This is a genomic window from Aliidiomarina iranensis, from assembly GCF_003987135.1.
Classification (GTDB): domain Bacteria; phylum Pseudomonadota; class Gammaproteobacteria; order Enterobacterales; family Alteromonadaceae; genus Aliidiomarina; species Aliidiomarina iranensis.
This window is the reverse complement of the sequence record NZ_PIPJ01000001.1, coordinates 218,051-244,264: the sequence shown is the minus strand read 5'-3', so window position 1 is coordinate 244,264 and position 26,214 is coordinate 218,051. Positions and strand designations below refer to the sequence as shown.

The 26,214-nt window shown below is 45.9% G+C and carries 21 protein-coding genes; 3 read left to right on the top strand and 18 right to left on the bottom strand.

Features of this window, described 5'->3' with window-relative positions; genetic code table 11:
• Window positions 1-81 precede the first annotated feature (81 nt).
• The 16 genes from CWE08_RS12360 to CWE08_RS01030 form a co-directional block, all read right to left on the bottom strand.
• Entirely contained in the window at window positions 82-4,050 is a 3,969-nt protein-coding gene (locus CWE08_RS12360; RefSeq protein WP_126764824.1) for a S8 family serine peptidase, read from the bottom strand.
• 372 nt (window positions 4,051-4,422) lie between these two features.
• A complete protein-coding gene (locus CWE08_RS01100; protein ID WP_126764823.1) occupies window positions 4,423-5,190 on the bottom strand; it encodes a sulfite exporter TauE/SafE family protein in 768 nt (255 codons plus the stop codon).
• Between the two features lie 81 nt (window positions 5,191-5,271).
• On the bottom strand, window positions 5,272-6,141 hold the full coding sequence (locus tag CWE08_RS01095; protein ID WP_126764822.1) for an MBL fold metallo-hydrolase: 870 nt from the start codon (window positions 6,139-6,141) through the stop codon (window positions 5,272-5,274).
• Between the two features lie 172 nt (window positions 6,142-6,313).
• Window positions 6,314-6,958: a peroxiredoxin gene (locus CWE08_RS01090; RefSeq protein WP_126764821.1), complete on the bottom strand. Its 645-nt coding sequence runs from the start codon at window positions 6,956-6,958 to the stop codon at window positions 6,314-6,316.
• Between the two features lie 212 nt (window positions 6,959-7,170).
• The gene (locus tag CWE08_RS01085; protein ID WP_241973797.1) at window positions 7,171-7,440 is read right to left on the bottom strand and encodes a DUF2798 domain-containing protein; all 270 of its coding nucleotides are present in this window, start codon (window positions 7,438-7,440) and stop codon (window positions 7,171-7,173) included.
• A 36-nt stretch (window positions 7,441-7,476) separates the two neighbouring features.
• On the bottom strand, window positions 7,477-8,019 hold the full coding sequence (locus CWE08_RS01080) for a c-type heme family protein (protein WP_157981210.1): 543 nt from the start codon (window positions 8,017-8,019) through the stop codon (window positions 7,477-7,479).
• Between the two features lie 127 nt (window positions 8,020-8,146).
• Window positions 8,147-8,689, bottom strand: coding sequence for a response regulator transcription factor (locus CWE08_RS01075; RefSeq protein ID WP_126764819.1), 543 nt, complete (start codon window positions 8,687-8,689; stop codon window positions 8,147-8,149).
• Between the two features lie 30 nt (window positions 8,690-8,719).
• On the bottom strand, window positions 8,720-9,808 hold the full coding sequence (locus CWE08_RS01070) for a hypothetical protein (protein ID WP_126764818.1): 1,089 nt from the start codon (window positions 9,806-9,808) through the stop codon (window positions 8,720-8,722).
• A 30-nt stretch (window positions 9,809-9,838) separates the two neighbouring features.
• A complete protein-coding gene (locus tag CWE08_RS01065; RefSeq protein ID WP_241973796.1) occupies window positions 9,839-11,923 on the bottom strand; it encodes a TonB-dependent receptor in 2,085 nt (694 codons plus the stop codon).
• An 85-nt stretch (window positions 11,924-12,008) separates the two neighbouring features.
• The gene (gene fni / locus CWE08_RS01060; protein WP_157981209.1) at window positions 12,009-12,998 is read right to left on the bottom strand and encodes a type 2 isopentenyl-diphosphate Delta-isomerase; all 990 of its coding nucleotides are present in this window, start codon (window positions 12,996-12,998) and stop codon (window positions 12,009-12,011) included.
• Window positions 12,991-13,818 carry a Brp/Blh family beta-carotene 15,15'-dioxygenase gene (locus tag CWE08_RS01055; protein ID WP_126764815.1) on the bottom strand — a complete coding sequence of 276 codons (828 nt, stop codon included), beginning with the start codon at window positions 13,816-13,818 and terminating at the stop codon, window positions 12,991-12,993. The genes fni and CWE08_RS01055 overlap by 8 nt, the downstream gene beginning before the upstream one ends.
• On the bottom strand, window positions 13,811-14,914 hold the full coding sequence (locus CWE08_RS01050; RefSeq protein WP_126764814.1) for a lycopene cyclase family protein: 1,104 nt from the start codon (window positions 14,912-14,914) through the stop codon (window positions 13,811-13,813). The genes CWE08_RS01055 and CWE08_RS01050 overlap by 8 nt, the downstream gene beginning before the upstream one ends.
• Window positions 14,915-14,945: 31 nt before the next feature.
• Window positions 14,946-15,986 carry a phytoene/squalene synthase family protein gene (locus CWE08_RS01045; RefSeq protein ID WP_126764813.1) on the bottom strand — a complete coding sequence of 347 codons (1,041 nt, stop codon included), beginning with the start codon at window positions 15,984-15,986 and terminating at the stop codon, window positions 14,946-14,948.
• Window positions 15,987-15,993: 7 nt separating this feature from the next.
• Window positions 15,994-17,469: a phytoene desaturase family protein gene (crtI, locus tag CWE08_RS01040; RefSeq protein WP_126764812.1), complete on the bottom strand. Its 1,476-nt coding sequence runs from the start codon at window positions 17,467-17,469 to the stop codon at window positions 15,994-15,996.
• Window positions 17,469-18,365 carry a polyprenyl synthetase family protein gene (locus tag CWE08_RS01035; protein ID WP_157981208.1) on the bottom strand — a complete coding sequence of 299 codons (897 nt, stop codon included), beginning with the start codon at window positions 18,363-18,365 and terminating at the stop codon, window positions 17,469-17,471. The genes crtI and CWE08_RS01035 overlap by 1 nt, the downstream gene beginning before the upstream one ends.
• 69 nt (window positions 18,366-18,434) lie before the next feature.
• Window positions 18,435-19,211 carry a bacteriorhodopsin-like gene (locus tag CWE08_RS01030; protein ID WP_126764810.1) on the bottom strand — a complete coding sequence of 259 codons (777 nt, stop codon included), beginning with the start codon at window positions 19,209-19,211 and terminating at the stop codon, window positions 18,435-18,437.
• Between the two features lie 316 nt (window positions 19,212-19,527).
• Between CWE08_RS01030 and CWE08_RS01025 the strand changes: the two genes are divergently transcribed.
• Together CWE08_RS01025 and CWE08_RS01020 are read left to right on the top strand one after the other, a co-directional pair.
• The gene (locus CWE08_RS01025) at window positions 19,528-20,985 is read left to right on the top strand and encodes an amidase (protein WP_126764809.1); all 1,458 of its coding nucleotides are present in this window, start codon (window positions 19,528-19,530) and stop codon (window positions 20,983-20,985) included.
• Window positions 20,986-21,046: 61 nt separating this feature from the next.
• Window positions 21,047-21,373, top strand: a complete 327-nt coding sequence (locus tag CWE08_RS01020; protein WP_126764808.1) for a hypothetical protein — start codon at window positions 21,047-21,049, stop codon at window positions 21,371-21,373.
• A 57-nt stretch (window positions 21,374-21,430) separates the two neighbouring features.
• On the opposite strand, the gene rluF is transcribed toward CWE08_RS01020, so the two are convergent.
• Window positions 21,431-22,306: a 23S rRNA pseudouridine(2604) synthase RluF gene (gene rluF / locus CWE08_RS01015; protein ID WP_126764807.1), complete on the bottom strand. Its 876-nt coding sequence runs from the start codon at window positions 22,304-22,306 to the stop codon at window positions 21,431-21,433.
• A 162-nt stretch (window positions 22,307-22,468) separates the two neighbouring features.
• On the opposite strand from rluF, the gene CWE08_RS01010 reads away from it, so the two are divergent.
• Window positions 22,469-23,674, top strand: a complete 1,206-nt coding sequence (locus CWE08_RS01010; RefSeq protein ID WP_126764806.1) for a GGDEF domain-containing protein — start codon at window positions 22,469-22,471, stop codon at window positions 23,672-23,674.
• A gap of 122 nt (window positions 23,675-23,796) precedes the next feature.
• On the opposite strand, the gene katG is transcribed toward CWE08_RS01010, so the two are convergent.
• A complete protein-coding gene (gene katG / locus CWE08_RS01005; protein ID WP_126764805.1) occupies window positions 23,797-25,998 on the bottom strand; it encodes a catalase/peroxidase HPI in 2,202 nt (733 codons plus the stop codon).
• Window positions 25,999-26,214: the final 216 nt, after the last annotated feature.

The window sequence follows — 26,214 nt, the reverse complement described above, 5'->3', positions numbered from 1 at the left end:
AGGGGCCAATAATGGCCCCTTTTGAAGTTTCCTAAAAAATGAACGAGTGGTATTCACCCAAGTTCATTTTTTAAACGGGGATTAGCCACGTTTCACGCGCAATGCACGGCGGCGTAACCATACTAACGGTAAGCCAAGTAGCACAAGAGCGGCGCCGAAGTTACCCTCGTACCATTTCTTGCTGCTTGATCTCTCAACGTTAACACTCACACTCTCCGTTGCTTCGAACTCACCATCAGAAACGGTAACCTCAAACACTAAGGTTGATGTTTCATCTGGCGCAGTGAAGGATGCCGCTGCGCTTGTACCGCCACTCAAATCTACACTGGTTCCAGATGTTTGCGCCCAAGTATAGGTTAGTGCATCACCATTTGGATCCGAAGCGTTGGCCGTTAGCGTTACACCATCGCCAGGAACGAATGGGCTACCTGCAGCGCCAGTGTTATCGGAACCGCTAGAAACACTCACCGACACCGTTGGTGGTTGAGGCTCAAGTTCCACGTTCACGATTACTTCTGCTGTTTCTGAAGTATTCCCGGCTGAATCTACTAATTGATAGCTGAAGCTATCTTCACCAGTAAACTCGCCATCACCAACATAGGTGAACTCAGTGCCGGTAAAGCTAACGGTGCCGTGAGCGGGTTCCTCAACTACAGCTACTGTAACTTCCCCTGCTGGCGATACAAAGATAGGTGTTACTGCATTAAGATCACCGTTATAAGTATCCAGAGTAACTGAGGCGAACATGGCTTCCGTTTCGGTTGAAACGTAATCAGCTAAATCATAGCTGATGTTATCAGTTCGCAAGCCACTTACACTGGCGTTGCTTACTGAACCGAAGTTATCCACGGTTACATCATAATCAACGGCTACATAACCAGTTTGTGAATCTACTGAAGTAATCCAGCTATCACCATTTTGCGGTAGGGTTCCCTCACTACCGAAGAATTGGCTGATACCAACGTTACTCGACATATCTTCAACACCAACCGAAGTTCCCCAGAAGCCTGGGCCAGTAATATCCACATAGTTGAATACTACTTCATCGCTACCAAGCTTGATCCATACCGAGAAGGTATAGGGGCCAGTACCGGTTAACGCACCTAGGAACTCAGGAACTTGATGCCATTCCCAAGCAAACCAAAGGTCTCCGTTAGCGTCTTCGATAAGATTGTAGTGCATGGCGGCATCTGGGCCTGCTACTTCAAAATCAGCCCAGAACGGCGCAAGCTTGCCAAATGGCGCTTGGCCGTTTGGTAGTTCCTGTGGTGTAAATGTGCCACCTACAGATTGATCACCTAATGCAATGAAACCGTTTTCGGAAACACTGATGTAATCAACTTGCACACCATCCCATTCAAAACCACCGAACATACCAATATCAAGGCCAACCGTTACTTCATCACAATCCTGATCGGCACCACACACTGTGGCGTAATCATCGGTTAACTCGGTGATTGATTGCCCGGCGTATGGGAACGCAATAGGCTCAATTGTGGCACTTGGTTCACTGCCACTGCTCATTGTTGCAGCTACGGTTACCGCACTGTTGTTACCGGCTACCGTTGAACCTGTAATCGTTGAGTACTCAGCTTCTGTTTGTACTGACTCTGGATCGATTGACGTACCTTCAGGTGCACGCGAAATCAAGCTCACCATTGGAATTTCAAAGCCAGCATCACGAACCATAGAACGAATGCTCATTGGCTCACCTACTATGGCCTCACCGCTGGTTACAAAGGTATCGAGTACCGCGCGGTTATCCGCCGAAGAAGGCGAAACGGCTACCGGCATGCGTACATCGGCATATTGGCCGCTAGCATCACGCCAAATCACGTGGCCAAACTGCCAACCTTCATTTGCAGTGCGAGCATCAATAGTTAAGCGGAATGTTGCACTGCCATTGGCATCTAAGCTTAAGCTATCGTTGTTAAGTTCAGCATATAAACCACTTTCTGGGCTAAACGCTACTTCACCATGCCATTCGCCAGCTTCACCTAATAGGTTGGTAACTGTTCGTTCAAATGTACACTCAACCACACAGGTTGTGCCCACAATTGAAGGCCCATCAATCGCAATGGCGGTGTTCATCGCTGCAGCGATGTCTAAACGGCCCGCACCAATATCGAATGCATCCGCTGGCGTTTCAGCATCTTCCTTGCGAACATTCGGGTTAGAAGATGTCATCAATACTGATTTAACTTGTTTAGCATCGAGCTCCGGGCGAACTTGACGCAATAATGCAGCTGCACCAGCTACATGAGGAGATGCCATCGACGTGCCTGAATAGGCCGCGCTGTAAGCATCATTTTCACCGGCAATTGCAGACAAAATATCGCTACCAGGTGCTGCAATATCAGGTTTTAAGAAGCTTGGGTCGAAATTTGGTCCGCGGCTTGAGAAGCCAGACATCACATCAACTAAGTTATCGTTAACAATAGCCTCAGAAGCTGAAATAGTGCCTTCAACAACTGAGCCATCTTGCAATAACTCGGTTACGGCTTCGGCCCCAGCTAGTTCGATGGTAACTGAAGGGAGCGTAGCTTCAGGCATGGTCATAATAATAATGCCCGGCTCATTGTTACCCATGACCATACCAATGGCGCCAGCGTCTTCAAGGTTATTGGCTTTATCCGAGAATGCACACTCGCCACGCATGGTGAATACAATATGGCCCTCAAGAGAGCCTTCTTCGAATGGCGCGCAGGCTAAAGCATTATCTTCAGCTACCGCACCCGCCCAAATCATTGGGCCAGAAATCGGATCGGTAATGGTAAAATCACCATCGCCCGGGTAAGCCATAACAGCGTTCTCTAAACCTTCCACTTCAACTTGATTGCCAAACACACGGCCATGTTGAGTTGAAGCTACGGTTAAGCCTTCTTCGATACATGAAGGGCACCCAATTGAACCGGCTGCTGGGCCTGAGTTGCCAGCCGCTGTTACCATTACAACACCAGCTGCTTCAGCTGCTTGGAAGGCAGCATAGTATGGGCTCGCTTCAGGGTTTCCTGGGCCACCGCCCCAAGAGTTATTGATTACATCGGCACCATCGGCAACGGCATCTTCAAGCGCCTGCACTAACATAATGTTAGAACCACCACCTTGGCCTGCAGGGTCGTTGAACAACGCTTTATATGCCATCAATGTGGCACCCGGAGCTACCCCAGAAAAGGCGGTTTCAACACCGTTATAAGAAATTGAAACATGGTTACCCGCTGCGGTTCCAGCTACGTGTGTACCGTGGCCGCCGAAATCTTCTGGGCTGATATGTTCATCAGGATGAACTTGGAAAGTTGGCGTGTAATAACGCGCAAGGGCTAACTTATCATTACAGAAGCTAGCATCAACAACGGAACAATAATCATCGTTGGGTAACCCTTCTGGGCGCGTATGTCCGTTTGCCGCAAACATTTCGTGACCAGAATTAATCCCACCATCAATAATGGCAATGCGCACACCTTCGCCCGCTTCATCACGAGAACCGATAAGATCCCAAGCTACTGGCGCGTTGATAAGATCGAGCGATGTGTCCATGTTGGCATAATACATTTTGTGTGCATGCACACGCTTCACACCCGAAATCCGGTTCATCTGCCGGATTACATTTTCACCTTTTGGAACCTCAACAATAAGTGAATTCGAAACAATCGAAAGTTGGCGCACCACGTTCAGGCCCGATACCTGATTTTGTAGTTGCTGAGCTACTCGTTGTTGTTCGGCTTGCAATTGATTGGCGTATTGCTGAACATCGCTTGCTTCAAGGTTTAAGCGATTTGCTGGTGCTCCTTGCGTAACTGAACCAGCATCACCGAAACGCATCGCAATGGGCTGGGATTCAAGTTCAACAATGTAATAATCAGGGTATTCTTGTTGCTGCTCTCTATTCAGAGTTTCAGGCTTTACGAACCCTGAGTGTTGTTTGAAATTATCTACGATAACTCTCGCATCATTGCCCGATTGGGCAGATGCAACACCCAACGACAGCGCCGCCGCTACCACAGACGCAACGACAGATATCTTAGGCAGGCTGTTTGTTGTTTTTTCCATTTTGGCTTCCTTTTTATTTTTAACCAAGGCGATGTACGAGCCAGTACCACTTAATCCCAGCTAATACATTTGCAACATCAGGCTAACATTTTGAAAATTACATTCAACGCCATGGATTTGGCCACAAAATGGCAAAAAGCCCTCAGCAGGAATCTCTGAAGGCCTTGTATAACGGTGGATTGAGAGAGAAAACTACAATAGGGGAACTAAATTTTAAGGCATGCTACCTTTACAAATCTCTTGATATATTAATATTTCGTTACAATTTTTTACAAATTTCGTTGAAAAATTAAACAGCCCGTTGCAAATATTTTCATTCTCTTACAACGTTAATTCAAACATTTGAACATTAACGGGCTCTATGATCTATGGTTACAACACTGAACGCATGAGTACAAAAATACCCATGATTACCAGAAATACCGCAAAACCTTTTTGCAGTTTCTGCTTTGGTAAACGCGTGCCAATATAAACTCCAACCCCACTACCGAGAATACCGCCTGCGATTAGTAGGCTGATTACCGGCCAATTAAATTGTTGCTCAGCCGCATGCAACACTTCGTAGTATTTCAGAAAGCCAATCACTGATTTCAATGTAATGATCAACAAACTTGTGCCAATAGCTAAAGGTAAAGCCAATCCCCCCATAAGCACTAGGGCAGGTACAATTAAAAAGCCGCCTCCCACACCAACAAACCCAGTAATAGCTCCCACAACCAAGCCATCAGCGGCAACCTTAGGAATATTTAATTTCTTCGGTAAAGCAGAAGCTTCAGCCGCTATAGCGCTCTGGCTATTGCGCCACATAAACACAGAGGCAACGAGCATTAATGCCACAAACAAAAGTAATTGCCAGCGAGGATCAACTACGGTACCTGCCCATGCGCCACCATAGGTACCCAACATTCCCGGAATACCGAATAGCCAAACATGAGGCCACGATATGAGTTTCTTCCGGATATGCAGGCCAGCACCGAATAAGCTGATACCGGCAACAATGATAAGCGAAGAAGCAATCGCCATATCTGCAGGCATGTGAACCAGATACATCAGCACCGGCACAGTTAAAATTGATCCGCCAGAACCAAATATACCAAGGCTTAAGCCAATTAATATGGCACCTAGCACAGCGTTTACCATTTCCTAGTTCCTCAGGATATTAAAACAAGGTAGTGAAATAAGTGAGGCCAAGAACTTGGCCCCACATAGTTTTGGAATGATTTATAACTGGTTAATCGGCACTTTCATGTAGATGGTGCCGTTTTCTTCGGCTGGGGGCATGTGCCCCGCGCGAATATTCACCTGTATTGATGGCAAAATTAAACGCGGCATCTCTAAGGTTGCATCGCGAGTTTCTCGCCGTTCCACAAAATCAGCTTCGCTCACGCCACCACCCACATGGATGTTGTTAGCTTTTTGCTTACCTACCGTCGTTAAATATTCGTGCTCACGCCCTTTAGGTGGGTAATCGTGGCAAATATACATCTCCATAGATTCTGGTAGCGCCAGTAATTTATGAATTGATTGATACAATGTTTTTGCGCTGCCACCAGGGAAATCGCAACGGGCAGTACCTACATCAGGCATAAACAGAGTATCGCCTACAAACGCCGCCTCTTCATTAATGATATAGGCTAAATCTGCTGGGGTGTGCCCCGGCGTGTGAAGTGCACGAATTTTCAAGTTCCCTACTTCCAACACATCACCATCGTTAAACAAACGATCAAATTGTTCACCGTTGGGCAGAAATTCTTTTTCCAGGTTAAATACTTCTTTAAAGATAGTTTGTACTTGCTTAATCTCGGCGCCAATACCTACTTTTACATTGAGTTGCTCACGAAAAAATGGCGCTGCCGATAAGTGGTCGGCATGAGCGTGCGTTTCTAGAACCCACTCAACATGTAAGCCTTGAGCCTTCACAAAAGCTAATATCTCTTCTGCACTTTCCGTTTTCGTGCGGCCAGATTTGTAATCAAAATCAAGAACCGGATCAATGATCACGGCCTTAGCGGTTTCCGGATCGGCTACAACATAGCTGAATGTTTCGCTATCGTTGTCTAAAAAGGCCTTTACAGTAAATTGCTGTGCCATGTTACCTCCAAAAAGAAAATGGTGTCTCGATTACCTTTAAAATCGTAAATGCAAAGAATAGTAGCTGTTACGTATTAGATTATCAGAGCAAAGGTTAAAAAAGCAGCGCGGTGCAAACAATCGGAGAAAAAATCACCGCGCTGCTGTAAAACTCTCAGTAATTACTTACTGCTTACTTAATTGCACGCTTGCTGAAATACCAATCGGTATATTCATAGCCTTGATCTTTACGCTCGGCCGCTTCTTGCATTGTTGCTGGTGGCGGAACAATGCAATCATCACCTGGCTGCCAGTTTTCAGGAGTTGCTACCTTGTGCTCATCACTAGTTTGCAAGGCTTTCAGTACGCGTAAAAACTCATCTACGCTACGGCCGTTACTCATTGGGTAGTAAACCATTGCGCGTAAAATACCCTCTGGATCAATAATGAAGGTAGCGCGAACCGCCGATGTATCGCTCGCACCTGGCTGAATCATGCCGTAAGATTTTGCAACTTCCATGGATAAATCGGCGATGATTGGGAAGCCAATCGTTACACCGAAGTTCTCTTCAATGTTGCGCGCCCAAGCAATATGCGAGTGAACGCTATCAATCGAAAGGCCAAGTAATTCGCAGTTAAGTGCTTCGAACTGCGGTTGGCGTGTTGCGAAAGCAGAGAACTCAGTAGTACATACCGGCGTAAAATCAGCTGGGTGTGAAAATAATACCAACCACTTGCCTTTGTAATCCGCTAACGATTTTTGACCGTGAGTGGTTTTCGCATTGAAATCTGGTGCTGGTTTGTTGAGCTCTGGGAACTTGATATTTACTTCAGACATTTTATTTCTCCAAATGGACTTACCGTAATGTGAGCCGTTTTAATAACGCCTCTCTAAATTAGACGCTACTAATATTGCATAAGCATATAACATTTGGAACTAAGAACGCTAGATAGCTTTAATAGGTTTTTCCGATTAAGCATTTTTTACTCTCGTTTATCTTACGTAAGCTAATGATATTAATCTTTTTAATTTGATTTATTATGCCTAAATTAAAGTGTGGATTTATCACTTTTCATACGTTTTAGTTTCCATTGCACAAGCAACTGCACTATTTTTTTCACTAAAGGCAACACGATAAGCAAGGTTGGAAACGCTACAATCCACGACCAAGCCCATGCCGAAAGCCAATTAGCGAACGTTATTTGGGCAAAACCCAAGGCCTTTATAGTGCTTACCAGAGAAATAATTGCTGTCATTAATACCGATAAGATGAACGGCATGAGAAACTTTTCAATTAATGGAAACGGATGATCTTTCAATGTTTCACTCCTGTAAATTCTAAAAATTATCCAGCACTACTCTTGCCACTCAATTAAAAATGCGCCGCGCATTTCACCTAAGTTAAAATCAACGGCTTCATCGTTTGGATACAAACGGTCGATTTCGGCCTTCAATTCCGGTTCGATATTTCCGCCGTGGCAAGCTAAGCAATGTTGCGCTGTTGGAATTGCACGCATACTAATGTGCTGTTCACCCTCACTTATAAAATCAACAGCCTTGGCCTTGCCTTCACTAGCTTGGTAGTTATCCATCAGTTCAGCGTATTTCTCGGCAAACTCCTCAGGCACCTCATTTAAAGCATTCCGGTTCCGATGGGAGATCCGGGTTACCTTAGCCTTGTCGCCGTCATGATTAGCAGTAATATCCTGAGCCTCTAAATTACATACGTGCAACGCTGCCATTGGCCCATCTTCCATCATGGCTGTCATTAGAACCGTACCTAGGTCTTTTTGTAACGCCATGGCTAAATCGTTAGCGGCTTCTTTATCGGCGGCGTTGGTAGCCATTGTTAGTATCGAGGTGCTGATAAATACACCGAATAAGAGTTTAGATCTCATTTTCATTTGTTTTCCTCTCGAGTTAATTCTTAATTAAGCGTTTAATAGTTTAGAGCTTATTAATTTAGCATTTGCTAATATATATAAGCTTAGATTACCATTCCCTGGCGTGCAAATATCTTCGATTTTATCGCCGGCCGTGTGGTGAGTATTTCTGTAATTTTCGCTGCAGGGTTCGCCGGTGCATCCCTAGTGAATTTGCCGCTGCAGTGATATTGCCATTGTGAAGCATAAGTGCACGTTGAATATGTTCCCATTCAACTTGAGCGGGGGTAAGTAAATCTGGCGCCTCATCATTCTTATTGCTATTTACACCAGAACCGCCAGTGATTCGATTCAACAACTCAGCAAATCCAACTGGCTTTGCTAAGTAATCAGTTGCGCCTCGGCGCATAGCCTCAACCGAAGTAACAATGCTGGCATAACCGGTGAGCATAATTAAGTGTGTCGGTTGAAACCTTTCTCGTAAACTCTGAATGGCATCTAAACCGGAGCTATTCGCTAACCGCATATCCAAAAAAATCGCATGCACTTCCTTTTGTGCTTGTGCCAAGGCCTGCGCAGGTTCCGCAAAGGTTAGCACGCGAAAATCGGTATTCAGGGCAAAACGACGTTCCAAAATATCGCGAAAGGTTTCATCGTCATCGATAATAAATACGCTAGCACACACTACAAAAAACCTTATTTTTCAGCTTTAATTTCAATCTTGATTGGGCTGGCTCTTTATGGGCAGGCTCTTTATGGGCAAGGACACCTGCGTTACCACCTGCTGTCCTTCTCGCTGCCAAACAACCTCACCGGCAAATTTTTCTATGGTGGCATTGCTCACTACCGCACCCACACCAAAGCCACTATCACTTGCAATAATTCGCGAACCCAACGCCGCTAATTGCGCCTCATTGAGCGAAGCGTTGTAATTACTTACCGCCATCAAAACCCTACCTCTAGCCAACGTTAAACTAACCGTAACCGGGGTATTTGATTCAAGGGCAGCATCACATGCGTTGGTTACTATGCTTGATAATGCAGGCGCTAGCGTGGGATCAGCTTCAATGAGCTCATGCCCTGTATAAGCATAAGGTAACCACTTTACCTCCACTTCAGGCCGCGTAATACTGATTACATGTTGCAAGGTTTGCCAGATCTCACTTATTAAATAATCGGAGCGCCGCTTTTCGCGAATAGCATCGGCAACACCACGCCAATTTTCTAGCTCTGTTTCAATTCTAGAAAATTCATGAACAATCGGCGCCAACCAATCCGGATTTGGCTTTTGCTCCGCTGCCTCCTCTAGTAAGAAGCGCAGCGATTGCGCTGGTGTAGCTACCTCATGAGTTAACTGGGCGGCCGCAGTGCCTATGGCCAATAATTGCTCATCGCGGAGTTGCCGCTCACGCAGTTGTTGAATCGAAGCTTCCCGCTGTGTGAGTTGATAACGGAAGTAAAAAATAACGCCCGCAATAACAGCACTAGTGATCACAAAACTCAACACCATGGCATAAAAGTGCGAAACCATCTCTGCGTCATGGTGATGTACTGGTAACAACCAAATTTGTAGGGTTTGCGCTGCTACACTCACCAAGAGTATAAATACTGCGTAAACCGGAGGCAGCAGAATAAACGCCATCACAACGGGAATCAGTAACACCGCATTAAATGGATTACTCGCCGCGCCGTAAACCGCAATCAGAGAATTAAATGCAAGCACATCCAGTATCAGGAGGAGCGCCGCCAACCAAGGCGATGGCCGCATTGAGCGGCGATAAGCCCAAACCAACAAGAACGACATATTATTCTCTGCGCCTTAAGTTAATAACGACTAAAAAACATAGCTTACAGCAAGGTTCACTGAACGCCCTGCGCCCGCCAACTGTCGAAATCCCGCTGCATTATTCGCCTTAAATTCAGCGATACTCACACCACCTAGTGGCTCTTCATAGTATTTATCAAAGAGATTTAACACACTCAAACCAACACTAATATTATCACCCCGCCAGCGGCTACTTAGATTCACTAAGCCATAACTTGCAGTGGTGTTCTCTAGGCGGCGGGTATCTACATCATCTTTTTCGCCTACCCATTCATAACTCAGAGTATTTTCAAAGTTTTGCCACTGTTGCAACAATGAGAAAGACGCCGTTATCGGTTTAATTTGATACAGGGCTTCATTACTTCTATGGCGTTCACCCTCCGTTAACGATAGTTTACCTTGCATAAACCAATCACCAAAACGCCCTGATTCCATCACACGTGCATTAGCATAGGCATCAAAGCCATACAAATTGGCATCTACATTGGTAAATTGTAAAACATTGCGTTCCCCAGCAGGCTCATTCGAACGATTTATTTCACCGATAACTTCTGCATCGATGTAATCACTTACTCGCGTATAATACGGCGCTAGTTCTATATCCCAAAGGCCATTCTCCGCCAGAAAACGGTAACTTAAACTAAAGGTATGAGCCGTTTCCGGTTCCAGATCAATGCGCCCAACATAACCATTGCCATCGCCATACCAGCCTATCATCGTGGTCGCCATCGGGCTTCTGCCCCATGAATAGCGCTCGTACAAATTGGGAGCCCTATTCTTCCGAGCCATACCAATACTCAATGTATGCTGGTCATTAAAGGCATAAGTGGTGAGTAAGCTTACATCAATTAATATATCGCTTTGTTTGCGGTTGGCATTATTAAAATCATCAGCCGCAGCTGCATCAAGATTGGGCATGCCCATCATGCCCGGCATCCGATTATAAGGCTGCACCTCACCCGCATTGGTTTGTACGCGCTCAACTCGAATACCAGTTGATGTTAGCCACTGGCTCGACCAAGCCCGCTCAGATTCTAAATACCCGGTAATCCGTTGGCGCTTACCATCACTAATATTAATGTAATCATTCGGCCCCATCATGGCTGAACCATTAACGGCTGGCCACCAATCTTCTAAACGATAATCAAAGAACTCATGGCCAACACGTAGTTGATGATCACTAGCTAAAGGTATTTCCCAACGTAATTGATAACTATAATCGTCCGCTTCGGTATCCATAGGCATCATTCCGGGCTTTTCATCGGTGAAAAAACCCATTTGGTGCTGCACATGCTGCCAATGAATTTGCGCCGAGAAATCACTATTTCCCATTGCTGTTTGATAAATCGCGGTAGCTCCAAAACTTTCGTTATTGGTCATATCCATGTATTGATTTGGATAACCTTGAAAAGGAATCGCTTGATACGTTAATTTTACTGCCAGTTGCTGCTCATCATCTTTTACCGCGGCAGTAATGGCATGATTTTCAGCGCGATAAAGTGTATCAAGCACGCGTTCACCGTTGCCGTCCTCATAGCTTTTCGCATCTTCAAAAGAACCGCTGTAACTGAAACTTAGCCAATCGTTGGCAATACGTGCATCGGCTGCATAAACCTGAGCATCGCTGTTACTTCGGTATTCGGCAGAGATTCCCCCACTACGCCAGCTCAGCTGAGAACTATCGGTAAATTCGGGTGCTATAGTATTCAAGCGGATTACGCCCGCGATATTATCGCCACCCATACTCACTGGCGCTACGCCGGCAACTACTTGTGCGGTTTGTACCTGGTTTGCAGAAACATAAGAGAGTGGCGGATTCATTTGGTTTGCGCATGAAGCGGTGATATCGGTACCATCAATCAATACTTTAATACGATCGCCCATCAAACCGCGCATCACCGGCAGTGCCGATACACCGCCAGCGGATGAAAAATCAACGCCTTGTTCGCGCAACAAGCGATCAACGGCACCAATATCTTCGCTATGCTTATGATTTTCGCCACGTACTTCGATAACTTCTATGTTATCTGCAGCTGCTGGAAAACTAAAAAGAATGGCTAAAGTGAGGGGAGATATTCTATAAAAAAATGGCATGAATAACGCTTCCAACTTGATTTCGATGCTCATCAGTATAAGCCTGCAAAGCAGTTAGCTGAACGCGTCAAATTGTCACGTAGTATTACAATAACACTCGCTTCAACTCCGCGATATTTTTACAGCCCGTTCCCCAACAGGCGATTGCGAGTTCGTATTTGAGCTGCTCGATTACACTAATGCAATCGGCCGTAGAGTGCCGAGCCGCCGCAAGGATAGCGCCAGCAATGGAGGTTACCGATGCTCCCAACGCTAAGCACTTTGCTATATCTAGGCCACTTCGAATACCACCGGATGCAATGATCGGCAGCTCAACGGGTTGCTTTTGCAACAACTGTAGCAACTGAACTGTAGAATACCCCCAATCGGCAAATATTTTTGCCGCTTCTTGCTTGCGAGCATCCTTTGTCAACGCCCCTTCTATGGCAATGAAACTCGTGCCACCTGAGCCCGCCACATCAATAGCCGAAGCCCCCGCTTGTTGGCAGATCCTAGCCACTTCTGGGGTGATACCCATGCCAACTTCCTTCACAATAACGGGTAGCTCACAATGCTCGATACTCTCATACAAGCACGCGATGCTCCCTTGCCAATCGGTATCGCCGTTATCTTGGAAAATCTCTTGCATCGGGTTTAGGTGAATAATCATGGCATTGGCGCCGATTTGTTCGGCTAACCGATTCAAACAGTTACGATCCGCCCATTGAATTAAATTTGCTAAACCCACGTTTCCAAACAGTGGCGCGTTTCCCGCCCACTTGCGCAAATGTTTACTAATGCCTTGGTCATTTTTTTCTTCAACACTAATTCTTTGGGAGCCCACACCTAGGGCAATTCCACATTCGTGAGCCGCTTCTGCCAAATTTCTATTGATCATCGCGGATTCCGCGGTTCCCCCGGTCATCGAAGCAATCATAACCGGTGCCGCCAGTTGAAAATCTAGGAATTGGCAACGGGTATCAATGGCAGAAAAATTGAAATCAGGCAAAGCCCAGTGTGGTAATTGAATATCATCAAAGCCGGCGGCAAAGGTTTGTTCAAGAGCTAAATCAATGTGTGATTGCTTTCTATCCATCCGTTTTATCATCCCTGTTGGCCATACCGAGTGCATGGTGCTCCCGTTCTAACAAAACCATGTGCGGCATGGTTAAGGCTGCTAAACCAATAAATATAAGCGTAATAAGGCGTTGGTCCCATGTACCCTGCAGCATAGTGCCAACAACGCCCGCCGCCAATATAGGCATTACTGTAAGTGCAGCAATCACGCCAAGCGCTGTTTTGCGTTGGTTGCTATCGAGTTTCGCCCACTGTTCGCGCATATGTTTTGGGCTATGTAATAAGGCAAAAAATAGTGCGAAATAGATGAGAGGGTGAAATAAAACAGCACTCCAAAACAGTGCTCCGAGCGCAATGATTAGGTTAGCTCTCTGGCTCAGCGCTTTTTTCCCCGATTTCAGCAAATCTAGAAAAATCATCCCGGCGGCAACCGCCATGAACACAAGCGTGATATTTATAATCCACTCAGCTTGCACGGGAGTTACCATAAGTTGATTGAAGATAGTGTTTACAATAGTTGCGTTAAACAGCATTGGCAGCCCTAAAATTATAGTACCCGCAGCAAGGGCTAGCCCGTGTTGTTGAGGGTAGTAATCACGGCCAAAATGCAGAGCAGAAACAAACAGAAATACACTCAAGCCAGCTACTGGGAAAACTACCCAGAACGCGATGAAACCTATACCTATGGCCAAATAGCGGCTAGCCCAAAACGCTTGCTGGGGTATTGATTGCAGTTGCCCCAGGCGTTTCGCGATATAAAAATCAAACGCACCATGGGGCAATCCAGCGAGTACCGCTAGGGTTAAAACCACCAACACAAAGGGTGAAAGTTCAAGCATACAGTGTCCGTAAAAACGTTGTTTTGGGTGCTGCCTTCATCACTTGCCATAAACTCGAGAGGTTCGGCGAAGACATAAACGAAGCGAAATCATCGGGCCGCATGTGCTCGGCCATTTTCATAAATACCAATGGCAATTTATGCGGCTCGGTTTCTACCACACGTAGTAATTTACTATCAAACCATTGCAACAATGGTGTGTGTAATTGATAACGGGGCGCCCTCCCTTTTACGATCAATTCTGCATTCATTTTTGCCCAGCGCTTACTTTCTAAGTACCCGTAACCGCTGGCCGTTCTTATTTGTTGTGAAGCGAGTTGTTGCTTGAATTTTTCTTTCAAGCCCATCGGTAAAATCGCCATTTCTTCTCGTTGGGGCGCTGTACGAACACCCAAACGCTGCAAAGTAGCTTGCAAATAACCCCGTAACTCACTTTGCTCCGGTGGATCCACACAAAACTGGGTTACTTCCACCAAGGCGCGGCTCTCATCTAACGGTAGAACATAATCAAAGGTAAAGCGCCCTGATTGCATGCGCATATTGCTCATCAACTGAGCCGTCGATTCATCAATACTTGAAGTAAGCTCTACTTCCACACCAATAAAGCACTGCTTTACCCGCATATCGGCCAATTTACAGGGCCGAGTGTCCACAACTAAGGTGCTCGTTATTAGCTCATTTTCCACTGCTTGGCCCATGATGATTTCAACTTGGGGGTGCTTGCTCACTCGAGCACTTAAATCGGCATAAGCATCGCTGCCTCGTACTCGATAATATTGGTAGCGCAGGCCCGTATGGGTTTGTTGCGGCGGACGCGCCGTCGGCGCTGATTGCTTTACCGGATATACATCATCCGCTACGCTGAAGCACCATTTTTCATAGCGAGTATAGGGAATACCGATCGGCGGATGTTGTGCGAAAAAGCTGAACGTTTTGTTATCGTTGAGGGTTTCACGCTGTTCGAGGAGAGTAATTTTACCTGGAAGCGGTTTATTTGCCGCTTCGAAAACACTGAGCAGCTCATCGCATAAGGAAAGCCCTGCTAGCCCTGCGCCAATAATGGTTAGCCAATTATCTTTTGAGTTGCCTTCCGCCATACCACCTCCGTTGCTCTAATCCACGGCCCGGTTACCTGCCGGTTAAGTTCAGCACCGAGGCTGGTTTTCCGTAACTTGGGTGCGGCTGATACCGCCACAGGCTTGGTTTTAACAGAAATTCGCCGCAGCTTGCAGCACACAAAGTAAACTTGCGCAGCCGCGATAGCATTTTACGCTGCCGCCATTGCATCGCTTGCTCAGCGTAGATAGATCGGCCAATGCCCTGGTATAAACGCCCAGCGGTAAGAATGGCTAGGCGCGAACGAAAGGGTAACAATGCAATCCCCGCGTACGCCGAGCGATAATAGCCATCGGCAAGCTCTAGTAAATGCAAAATAGCATCACGCACCTGCTCAGCTAATACTTCATCAGCCGCAACAATCTCACTTGGCGCTGCATTCAACCACTCCCTTGGAATATAGCGGCGGTTCATTGAAGCATCTTCATAAACATCACGGGCAATGTTGGTAAGCTGCATCCCGATGCCTAAATCGTTGGCATGCCGAATCGCGCGCGGATCATCGCAATACAAGGCTTGGCACATCATTTCGCCCACAGTGCCGGCCACACAATAGCAATAATCCAGTAACTCAGCCTCGTTCTCGATAGCTACTTCACCTACATCGTAAGCCATACCGCGCAAAAACTCGGTAATCGAGCTGGCTGCTACCGTAAATTTCGCCTCAACGTTTTTGGGTTCAGCTTTATCTACTTCTTCACTGTTTGTTTCATTGCTCGTGTTTAGAACACCTTTGCTTATCGTACTTTTGCTTACAGTACTTTTGCTTACAGTACTTTTGCTTACAGTACTTTTCGGACCACTACTTTTTTCAGCGCTCTGTTTCGTGGTTTGGCTTTTTAGAATATTAGCTCGAATACTGGCAAGTTGCTCGGCGGCGGCAACATCGGTGGGCGCTTCATCAATACGATCATCAATATCACGCAAAAAAGCATATAAACCTGTTGCCCGGCGCAGTTCTTCTCGGTTTAAAAATATGCCGGCCAGATAAAACGATTTACCATGCTTTTTTAACGTATCAAGCTGAGCCGATAGATCGAGTTGGATATCCATACTTAGCCTATGCGGTTGCTTTTGGTAATAGCTTTTCTACTACTTTCGCTGCACATAAAACACCCGGCATACCTGCACCGGGATGAGTTCCCGCACCGCTCAACAACAGGTTAGTGTAATACTCAGATTGGTTATGGAAGCGAAACCATGCCGATTGTGTGAGCGTGGGCGCGATGGAAAAACCTGCGCCATCTACACTTCGGTAGTCATTTTTAAAATCGTTAGGTGTCATGGCAAACACTGCCGTTATGTTCTCTTCCAAGCCCGGCAGTAGGGTATCGTTTAACGCTTTTATAATACGCGCCCGAAGTTTTGGTTCCTCGGTTTCCCAATCAATATCAGCACGTAAGTTCGGCACTGGCGCCAGCACGTAAAAACTATCACAGCCTTCTGGTGCAAAAGATGGATCCGTTGCGGTTGGGCGATGCAAATAGAGAGAAAAATCAGCCGGCATTTCTTTTTCCGCGAAAATTTCCGCTAATAATGCTTGGTAACGCTTACCAAGCCAAATCGTATGGTGTTCAACGTCCGGATACTGTTTCTTCGTGCCGAAAAATAACACATACAAGCCCATCGAACGCTTGCTATAATTCACTTTTAGCTTAAGTTGCAAGCTCTTAAACGCATCGGGTAAAAGATGTTTATACAAAAACAGTGGATCGCCATTGAATATGAAATAATCGGCAGCTAGGGATTCATTATCTTTAATTTGGGCGTTCACGATGCGCTTGCCCTCAGTGGTGAAGCCCGTTACTTCAGTATCCTTAACGATCTTTACACCTTCCTCCAGCATCAATTTCTCAAGTGCCGCAATAATGGCGCCTGTGCCGCCCATTGCGAAATGAATGCCATACTCTCGTTCTAAATAATGAATCAAGCCATAAATGCTTGTGGTATTAAACGGATTTCCACCTACCAATAACGGCTGAATAGAAAATGCTTGGCGCAATTTATCGTTCTTTAAATGTTTACTCACCATCTGCCAAACGGTTTGATCGGCACGCAAACGGCCCAGATGAGAAATTTGCCCAATCATGGTGGATAACTTATGAAAGGGTTGATCTGATAATTGCTCAAAACCGATATCGTAGATTCTCTTGCTGTGCGCAATGAGGTTTTTATAATTCTCTTTGTCGGCGGGCTCTATCTTATCGATTTCTGCAAGGGTATCTTCCACCGAGCCGCCATAATTGAAACGCGTTTGATCGTTGCTGAAATAAAATTGATACCAAATATCCAGCGCCACAAACTCAACATAATCTTCTCGGCGCTTGTTGAATAATGCAAATAACTCATCAAATAAGAACGGGGCCGTGATCACCGTTGGGCCAGCATCAAACTTAAAGCCTTCGCGCTCAAAAACTTGTGCCCGGCCGCCAATAGCTGAATTTTTCTCAACTAAGGTAACTTCATGGCCTTTGGCTCTCGCTCTTAAGGCCGCAGCAATACCACCAAACCCGCTTCCTATCACAACAGTGTGCATTAATTCACAACCTCTAAATCAGTTTTTAGTTCGGGCAGTTTCAACAACATCTCATCGCGGATTTCTGAAAAACTTTGATAAATCGCATGTGGCAAAGTGCTCAGAATTTTATCGGCGGTATCCAAATGCTTGATTACCGCAGTTCGCAGTGAAACTTCGGCTGCGTCCGGATTCGTGCGGTCCAAAAGCCAATAGCCATTCAAGCGGCGATCTTTATCCACCTCTCTGTCTTTCCAATCATCAAGCAATTGATATGCAATGCCAAATTCTGAAAAACCTGCAATAGCTCGTTCTATTTCACTATTATCCGAATGCTTCACCAACATTGCGCCTATCGCCGGCATGGCAAACAAGGCACCTGATTTATTTTGCACCGCAGTGCAATAATCCGAATAGCTAAAGTTATGCAGTTTACTAATATCACAATCATCAATTTGGCCTTCAGCGGCGGCTTGCACAGAATCACGAACCAGCCGAATCAGGGCTTGGCGGGTAACCGCAGAAATATCGGGTGTGCAGGATAGCTGGAACATGGCTTCTACCAATAACGCATCGCCTAAACACACTGCGGTTGCTTGGCCATACTTGCGCCAAACAGTTGCTTTCCCATTCCGGCTCGCATCGGCATCCATTAAATCATCATGAATTAACGATGCTTGATGTACTAATTCACAAGCAATCGCTAAACATTCGCTTTGTTGGCTAGTAAGGCCCAAATTGGAACTGGTAGAAAGTGCCAATCGCATGCGTGAACGCTTGCCCTTAGCAGAAAAATGATGAGCCCAGGCCGCGCTCAACGATTCATATTGCTGGCTCATGCAGTTGCTCAGAATGCGCTCGCATTCAAAGAGCATGTGGTCAATGTTCGATCTATCGTTTAGTACAGAGCTGCTCATAAAAGCCTCCATAATTTGATCGAAATCTGGCAAGCGGCCTCAAGTGAGGCCCACTTGCCACTTTCCCTTTTAACGGCTTTCTTCTGAATTGCTCACAGTTGTTGCTGCGTACCAGATTAACAAGCCAAATGCGATTTTGTTCACAACATCAGCTAGGTTGTACACGATATTCAGTGCTGCTTCATCGGCAGTACCTGTCATGTATCCGAGTACATATCCCAAGGGATAGATAGCCCAACCGATAGTTACAATCCAACGCATGGCTGAATACGCAAATTTAACCGCAGGTGGTGCTTTCGCAGCAGCTGCTTTGCCAGCCTCACCGAAGAACACTTCGTATAGGATGTAGAACCAACCTAGCATACCAATTACAAAACCTACGTAGAGGTTGATGTAGCCAGCCTCGCCCAAGTAACCACCAATTAGCATCACCAAGGTACCTACGAGTAAGCGCCAGAAAATACCCGACGTTGCGGCACCGATAGCCCGTAAGATCAGGTAAAACTCAATCATCAATAATGGCACCGTGAGGAGCCAATCAATGTAGCGATACACGGTTGGCGATTCGCCTGTAGCCACCCAAACATCTCGCATATAGAAATAATGGAATGCGGCAATGAGTGTTACCAGTGCTGATACAGTTAACGATGTTTTCCATTTATTCGATACAGCTTGCGTCTCCCAAAGGAAAAACACCGTAGCGGCCACAAGGGCCATCGATATCAGCCAGAAACTAATCCCAACGAAATCGTCGGGCTGCAAGTTTGCGGCATTAGCACTACCGGGAACGAGCAGCAGTAACGATGGAGCCATTACTGCCTGCCATTTTTTAAATTTAACGGTCATAATGCACCTCGTATAATGTAAAGTTTCACCTCAGGCTGTAACCGCTCAAGAGCCGAAAAGGTGAGCAAAATGCGGCGAGCATAAAAACAGTTTGATCGATTTTTATACGCAGCCTTTACATATAATTAACTTTCGCTATTAAAGATCACACAATGGAAGATATAAATTCGTTGAATATTTGCTTTTCATTGTTCATGGTAGCTAGTTGAAGCAAGCTGGCCGCTTGCGTTAATTCAATTTAACGAACTCCGTTAAACGCCCAAGCAACTGAAAGTGGCAGTTGGCCGCCCTGAAAGATTGATTGTGAGGATTCAACATGAAGTTTTTAACAGCAAATGAGGTAGCACGCCTTATTCAACACGGTGAGTTAACGAGTGCAGAAGCCACAGAATTTCACCTAAGCCGAATAAAAACACTGAATCCCAGCTTAAACGCCTTCGTTTATGAAAATAGTACCGCCACTCGTGCTGCTGCTCGCAACCGCGATTTGGCCCAAATAAACAATGAACCCCTTGGGCTTTTACATGGTGTGCCCATATCAATTAAAGAGTGCTTTCTTTGGGCAAATACACCTACTACCTTGAACTTTCCACCCAAGCGCGCCTACCAAGCCAACGAAACCTCTATTTTAGTGAAGCGCCTGCTCGATGCCGGTGCGGTTATTCTTGGCAAAACCAACGTACCTACGCTGTTGGCTGATGCACAAACATTCGGCCCTCTGTATCCAACCGCCAACAACCCGTTTAACCTTGATTATACTCCGGGTGGTAGCACTGGCGGTGGTGCTGCTGCAGTGGCCGCCGGGCTCTCGTGCTTCGAGCTTGGCAGCGATATTGGCGGTTCAATTCGTAACCCGGCGAGCTTTTGCGGTTTGTTCGGCCTGAAGCCCACCGAGAATGGTTATGCCTCCGATGGCCATGTGCCGCCGTATCCAGAAAAGAATATTGGCATTAGTGTTATGAACCATACCGGCCCGCTGGCACGTTCCGTTGCCGACCTTCAACTCGCCTACAACGTGCTTTATCAAGCCGATTGGCAGCGGTTACGGTATTTACCGATCGATACTCAACCGAGTGTTATTAACCCTTCTGCAGAAAAGCCGTTAACAGGCTGCACCATAGGCTACTTCGATACGTTAATGGGCCTACAAGCGGGCAGCGATGTGCAAAGAGCGATGGTAGCCATGCGCAATAAAGTTGAGGCGGCGGGCGCAAAAACAGTAAGAATTACTATCGATAATGATTTAGCTGAACGCATGATTAAGGTTTGGGCCACATTATTTGGCTTTATGCTGGGCTTAAACCTTGCCTGGCCAGTGCGGAAGATTTTTCATTGGAAATTTAATCCGGCATTGAAAGCATCGCGATTGCCAGCTAGTGAGGAATTGAAGCGCGGCTTGAGTTTAGATGCCCAGGCTTTCAGTTCGGCGCTTGCAGCTCGAGAACAACTAATTGCCGAAGTAAACGAACTATTTAGCCAATGTGATAGCGTTTTGAGCCCCACGGCTTTAGGCCCCGCATTCCCCCATAACCACAAGCATCATAAAATTATGTTAGATGGCGAAGCTATCCCCTATCTTGATTACTGTTTTCCCTTCGTAGCGTTTTACAACCTCACTGGGCACCCTGTGTTAACCGTACCAGCGGGTTTAAATGCTAACGGTCTGCCAGTGGGCTTATCCCTTAGCGCGCCGCATCATCATGAGCAGCACTTATTCGCACTCGGCGCAGTATTAGAGCAGTTAGGCTATCGGTTCCAAGCGCCTGAGCTATAGATCTAAATGGCAAGTTAGCTTGTAAACACAAACTAATACCTTTGTAACCTTTACGGTAATTATGAATCAGCCTTATTATCCAGTTCGCAATCGCCGGCCACAACGTGAACGCAAGCCAAAACCAGAAAATTTGAGCTACTTTGAGCAAGCCTTTAGCTGTTTAAAGCAAGCGCCTGAGCGCATAGAAATCTTGCGGGAAAATCTTGCTCATTATCAGCAGAAAAAACATTTACCCAAATCGGCGAAAGCGGCAATTACTCGCTTTGAATATCTATTGGCCGTTACCGAAGACCCGGAAGAAATGGAACGCCGAGTGATGGAAGATAGTTACGAGGGCCGCAAATTCCGGCAAATGCCGCTATTACTCAAAGGGCTTTGCCCAGAGTAATAAACGGCTTAGGGCTTGAAAATAAGGTTTAAAGTAGCGTTTGGCAGCAGCGCTTTTTCATGAGTTCTTTTTAATCGCTTTGCGAATCAAACTCCGAGTTGGCCGCCGCTTTGGCTTTTCACTGGCACCTTTACTTGCATCAAACTTTGCCCGAGTATTTTTCCGATTCTCAGGCCGTGGTTTTCGTTTTCTATGTCCGGGAGGAGCTTCCGACGATGAATGCGCCACCGATTTCAACAATATATCTAACTCTTGCTTGGTTAAATCGCGCCATTCACCAATACCCAAGCCTTTCAACTCAATATTCATAATGCGAATACGCTCAAGCTTCTTCACTTCATAACCAAAATGTTCACACATTCTGCGAATCTGCCGATTTAAACCTTGTACTAAAATAATCTTAAACACAAATCGGGATATTTTCGTTACTTTACATCGTTTGGTTACTTCACCGAGTATGGGCACACCGCTGCGCATACCCTGAATAAATTCATCCGTTATTGGTTTATTTACGGTAACCACATATTCTTTTTCATGATTGTTACCAGCGCGCAAAATTTTGTTTACCAAATCACCGTTGCTGGTAAGAAAAATTAATCCTTGGGAATCTTTATCCAACCTTCCTATTGGGAAAATACGTTTTTCATGGTTTACAAAATCAGCCATATTCGCTTTTTCAGCGGAATCGGTAGTGCTCACAATCCCCACAGGTTTATTCAAAGCTATAAATACAAAACCATCTTTATTTTGTGATTCAATCAGCTGGCCATTTACTCTCACTTCATCATTAGGCCCAACCTTTTCACCCATCACTGCACGGCGGCCGTTTATGAATACATTCCCTTGTTCAATAAACCGATCCGCCTCGCGGCGAGAGCAAATACCACTCTCACTAATGTACTTATTTAAACGTTTTTCTACTAAGTTCGACATGGCGGGCTTCTATTTAATACCGATGTTCAAGTTTTAAGGTAAATTTCCGATAATTAAGCGCAACGGCTATCGGCCTTTATCTATGCCAATAATTACTGTAACTATAAAGTATATCGGTGCTACAAAACACCGCTCAAGATATCATATTCAGGAGCCGTTTCGGTGCATTTACCAACGCTTATCGCTATTATTTTATTGCTTAACCTTGTACTCGGCGGGCTTCTATTAGTTATCTACCGGTTACGATTAAAGCAACGGTGCTTCCTATATTGGGCTATCTCTTGCTGGGTGTTCGTTATTGGCGGCCTGTTAGCTGCGGCGCGTAATTATATTGAAGCGATTTTGCTCACTCATTGGCTTGCCTCGCTACTCCTTATTATCGCGCCACTGCTTGCTGTTAAAGGCGTTCAACACTTCCGCGCCCGGCGCAGTGCGAAAAGTTGGCAATTACAAGTTCGCTTTGTACTCATCATGGCTATCATGTTAGCCGCATTGGTGCCTATTTTTGCATGGATGGCCCCTTTCACTTCCCTGATTATCGCCGGTTTGTTCGCCTGGGCTCTTTACCTATTGGTCAACATTAAGGCATCCACGCAGTTGCCCCAAAGGCTTCTTTCATTATTTTTCGCATTACACATCCTAACCATGCTCTTACAGGCCGGTGCTATGGCTATGAGTTTAATCACCGCACCAGCAGCACTTACCGCGGCTGAACTAGATACTGGTATTGTTGCCAGCACGGTTTCCAGCTCAGCCGGATTCAACTTAGATCTTATGCTGCACACTACTTTCATCAGCCATTTATTGCTCACCACTACAACAGCGCTGATGTTTCCCTTGTTAGTTTTCTCGAAAACTGAAGAGCGCCTTGTTGAGCTAGCAAATATTGATGATCTCACGCGGCTCAGTAATCGGCGTGCCTTTTTTCTGCAAGCAGATAAGGCTTTTGCGCAAGCTAAAATAGAGGGCTCACCGGTGTGTGTGCTCATGGTTGATTTGGATTACTTTAAAGATGTGAACGACACCTGGGGCCACGCCATTGGTGATGAATGTTTACGCTGGGTGGCTAACGAGCTAAAACAAGCCCTGCGCGATACAGATATCATTGCGCGCGTAGGTGGTGAGGAGTTTGCTATCGCGCTTCCTGGAGTGACATCAACAGCCGCTAAAAACTTAAGTAAAAGATTATGCAAAAATATCTCTGAGAACCCCCTAGAAATCGACAACCACACCATTTCATTATCGGTAAGCATTGGTGGCGTGCTCCGCAACGCTCAGCACCTAGATTTTCATAGTTTACTCAGCGATGCCGACAAGGCGCTCTATCAGGCCAAAGAGAATGGCCGGAACCAAGCTGTATTCATTTAGCGATCAGGAGTATTTAGTAAAAGTGTTTCCGTAAAATGTATGCACTAGCACCTTCAGTTGTATTTAAAATACCAATAAAAAAGGAGCGCTATGCGCTCCTTTTTTCACTAACGAGAGTTGAATTATACGTCGAAACGATCCGCGTTCATCACTTTCGTCCAAGCTTTTACGAAGTCATTCACGAACTTCTCTGTTGCGTCGCTTTGCGCGTATACTTCGGCTAGCGCACGTAACTGTGAGTTAGAGCCGAACACTAAATCAACTCGTGTTCCTGTCCACTTCACTTCGCCAGTATTGCGATCACGGCCTTCAAACTCTTCTGCTTCTTCAGTAGTTGGCTTCCACTCAATATCCATATCCACTAAATTCACGAAGAAATCGTTCGTTAGTGTGCCTGGCTTATCGGTAAATACACCATGTTTGCTTTGTTTAAAGTTCGCATCTAAAGCACGCATACCGCCGATTAAAACTGTCATTTCAGGTGCCGTTAGTGTTAATAACTGAGCACGATCAATTAACAGCTCTTCTGTTGGCACGGTGTACCGTGTTTTCAGATAGTTGCGGAAGCCATCAGCAACTGGCTCTAATACCTCGAAAGATTCGGCATCAGTTTGCTCGTCGGTTGCATCGGTGCGGCCCGGCGTGAATGGAACTTCCACGTTGTGGCCGGCATCTTGCGCTGCTTTTTCAACTGCAGCTGTACCGCCAAGCACAATCAAATCAGCAAGTGATACTTTCTTGTTGCCCGATTGCGCAGAATCAAAATCTTTCTTGATACCTTCATAGGTAGCCAGCACTTTCTTCAATTGCTCTGGCTCATTTACTTCCCACGTGTTTTGCGGGGCCAAGCGAATGCGCGCACCATTGGCACCGCCACGGTTATCTGAACCACGGAATGTAGATGCAGACGACCAAGCTGTATAAACCAATTCAGAAACGGTTAAGCCCGAGCCCAAAATGGTTTTCTTCAGTTCAGCAACATCACTTGCGTTTACTAACTCGTGATCAACTTCTGGTACCGGATCTTGCCAAATTAAATCTTCCGCTGGCACTTCTGGGCCAAGGTAACGAGATTTAGGACCCATATCACGGTGAGTTAGTTTGAACCATGCGCGTGCAAATGCATCAGCAAACTCTTCCGGGTTCTTGTGGAAGTGCTCTGAAACTTTACGATAAGCTGGATCTTCTTTCATTGCGATATCAGCAGTAGACATCATCAGCTTCTCTTTTTTCGAAGCATCAGCAGCTGCTGGGGCGTGGTCTTCATCTTTAAGGTCTTTTGCTACCCACTGATGTGCACCGGCAGGGCTTTTCGAAAGCTCCCACTCATAGCCAAACAACACATCGAAATAGCCGTTATCCCATTTCGTTGGTTGCGCCGTCCAAGCACCTTCTAGGCCACTCGTAATGGTGTCGCCACCTTTACCTGTGCCATAGCTATTTTTCCAGCCAAAGCCTTGCTGCTCAATCGGAGCTGCTTCTGGCTCTGGGCCTAAGTGCGAATCAGGTGCCGCGCCGTGAGTTTTACCGAAGGTGTGGCCACCCGCCGTTAGGGCAACTGTTTCATAATCGTTCATCGCCATGCGCTTGAAGGTTTCGCGTACATCGCGGCCAGAACCAATTGGGTCTGGGTTGCCGTCTGGGCCTTCTGGGTTTACATAAATCAAGCCCATTTGCACTGCTGCCAATGGCGTTTCTAGTTCGCGATCACCACTGTAGCGCTTGTTGCCCAACCATTTATCTTCTGCACCCCAGTAGATATCTTCTTCTGGTTCCCAAATATCTTCACGGCCGCCACCGAATCCGAAGGTTTTACCACCCATAGATTCAATCGCAACATTACCTGTTAACACGAATAAATCGGCCCAAGAGATTTTGTTGCCATACTTTTGCTTCACTGGCCACAATAAGCGGCGCGCTTTATCTAAATTACCGTTATCTGGCCAGCTATTCAGCGGCGCAAAACGTTGGTTACCAGTGCCTGCACCACCGCGGCCATCACCCATGCGGTAAGTACCGGCAGCATGCCAGGCCATACGAATCATGAACGGACCATAATGGCCGTAATCAGCTGGCCACCAATCTTTTGAATCTGTTAATACAGCTTCAATATCTTTTTTCAACGCTGCGTAATCGATACTTTTGAAGGCTTCAGCGTAATTGAAATCTTCACCGAGTGGATTTGATTTCTTGTCGTTCTGGTGCAGGATCTTTAAATTGAGCTGATTCGGCCACCAATCTAAGTTTCTAGTGCCAATACTACCCATGCGCGTGTTACCACCGTGCATTACTGGGCATTTGCCACCTGTTGAATTGTTATCCATTGCTATATCCTCTTTTACTTATTGTCGATAAAACGAGTGATTTACCGCTATGTTTTTGTAATTAAAGCCAGAACTTCACTAATTACGAAAACATCTAAAATTTTCCACTAATGAATATAGACCCCAGTAGCACGCATTGAAAGTTTGTTTTCTCGAATAGCTTAATAGATTTTTTGAATGCAAAATCTTTTACTAATAGTTAATGCAGATAAAAGT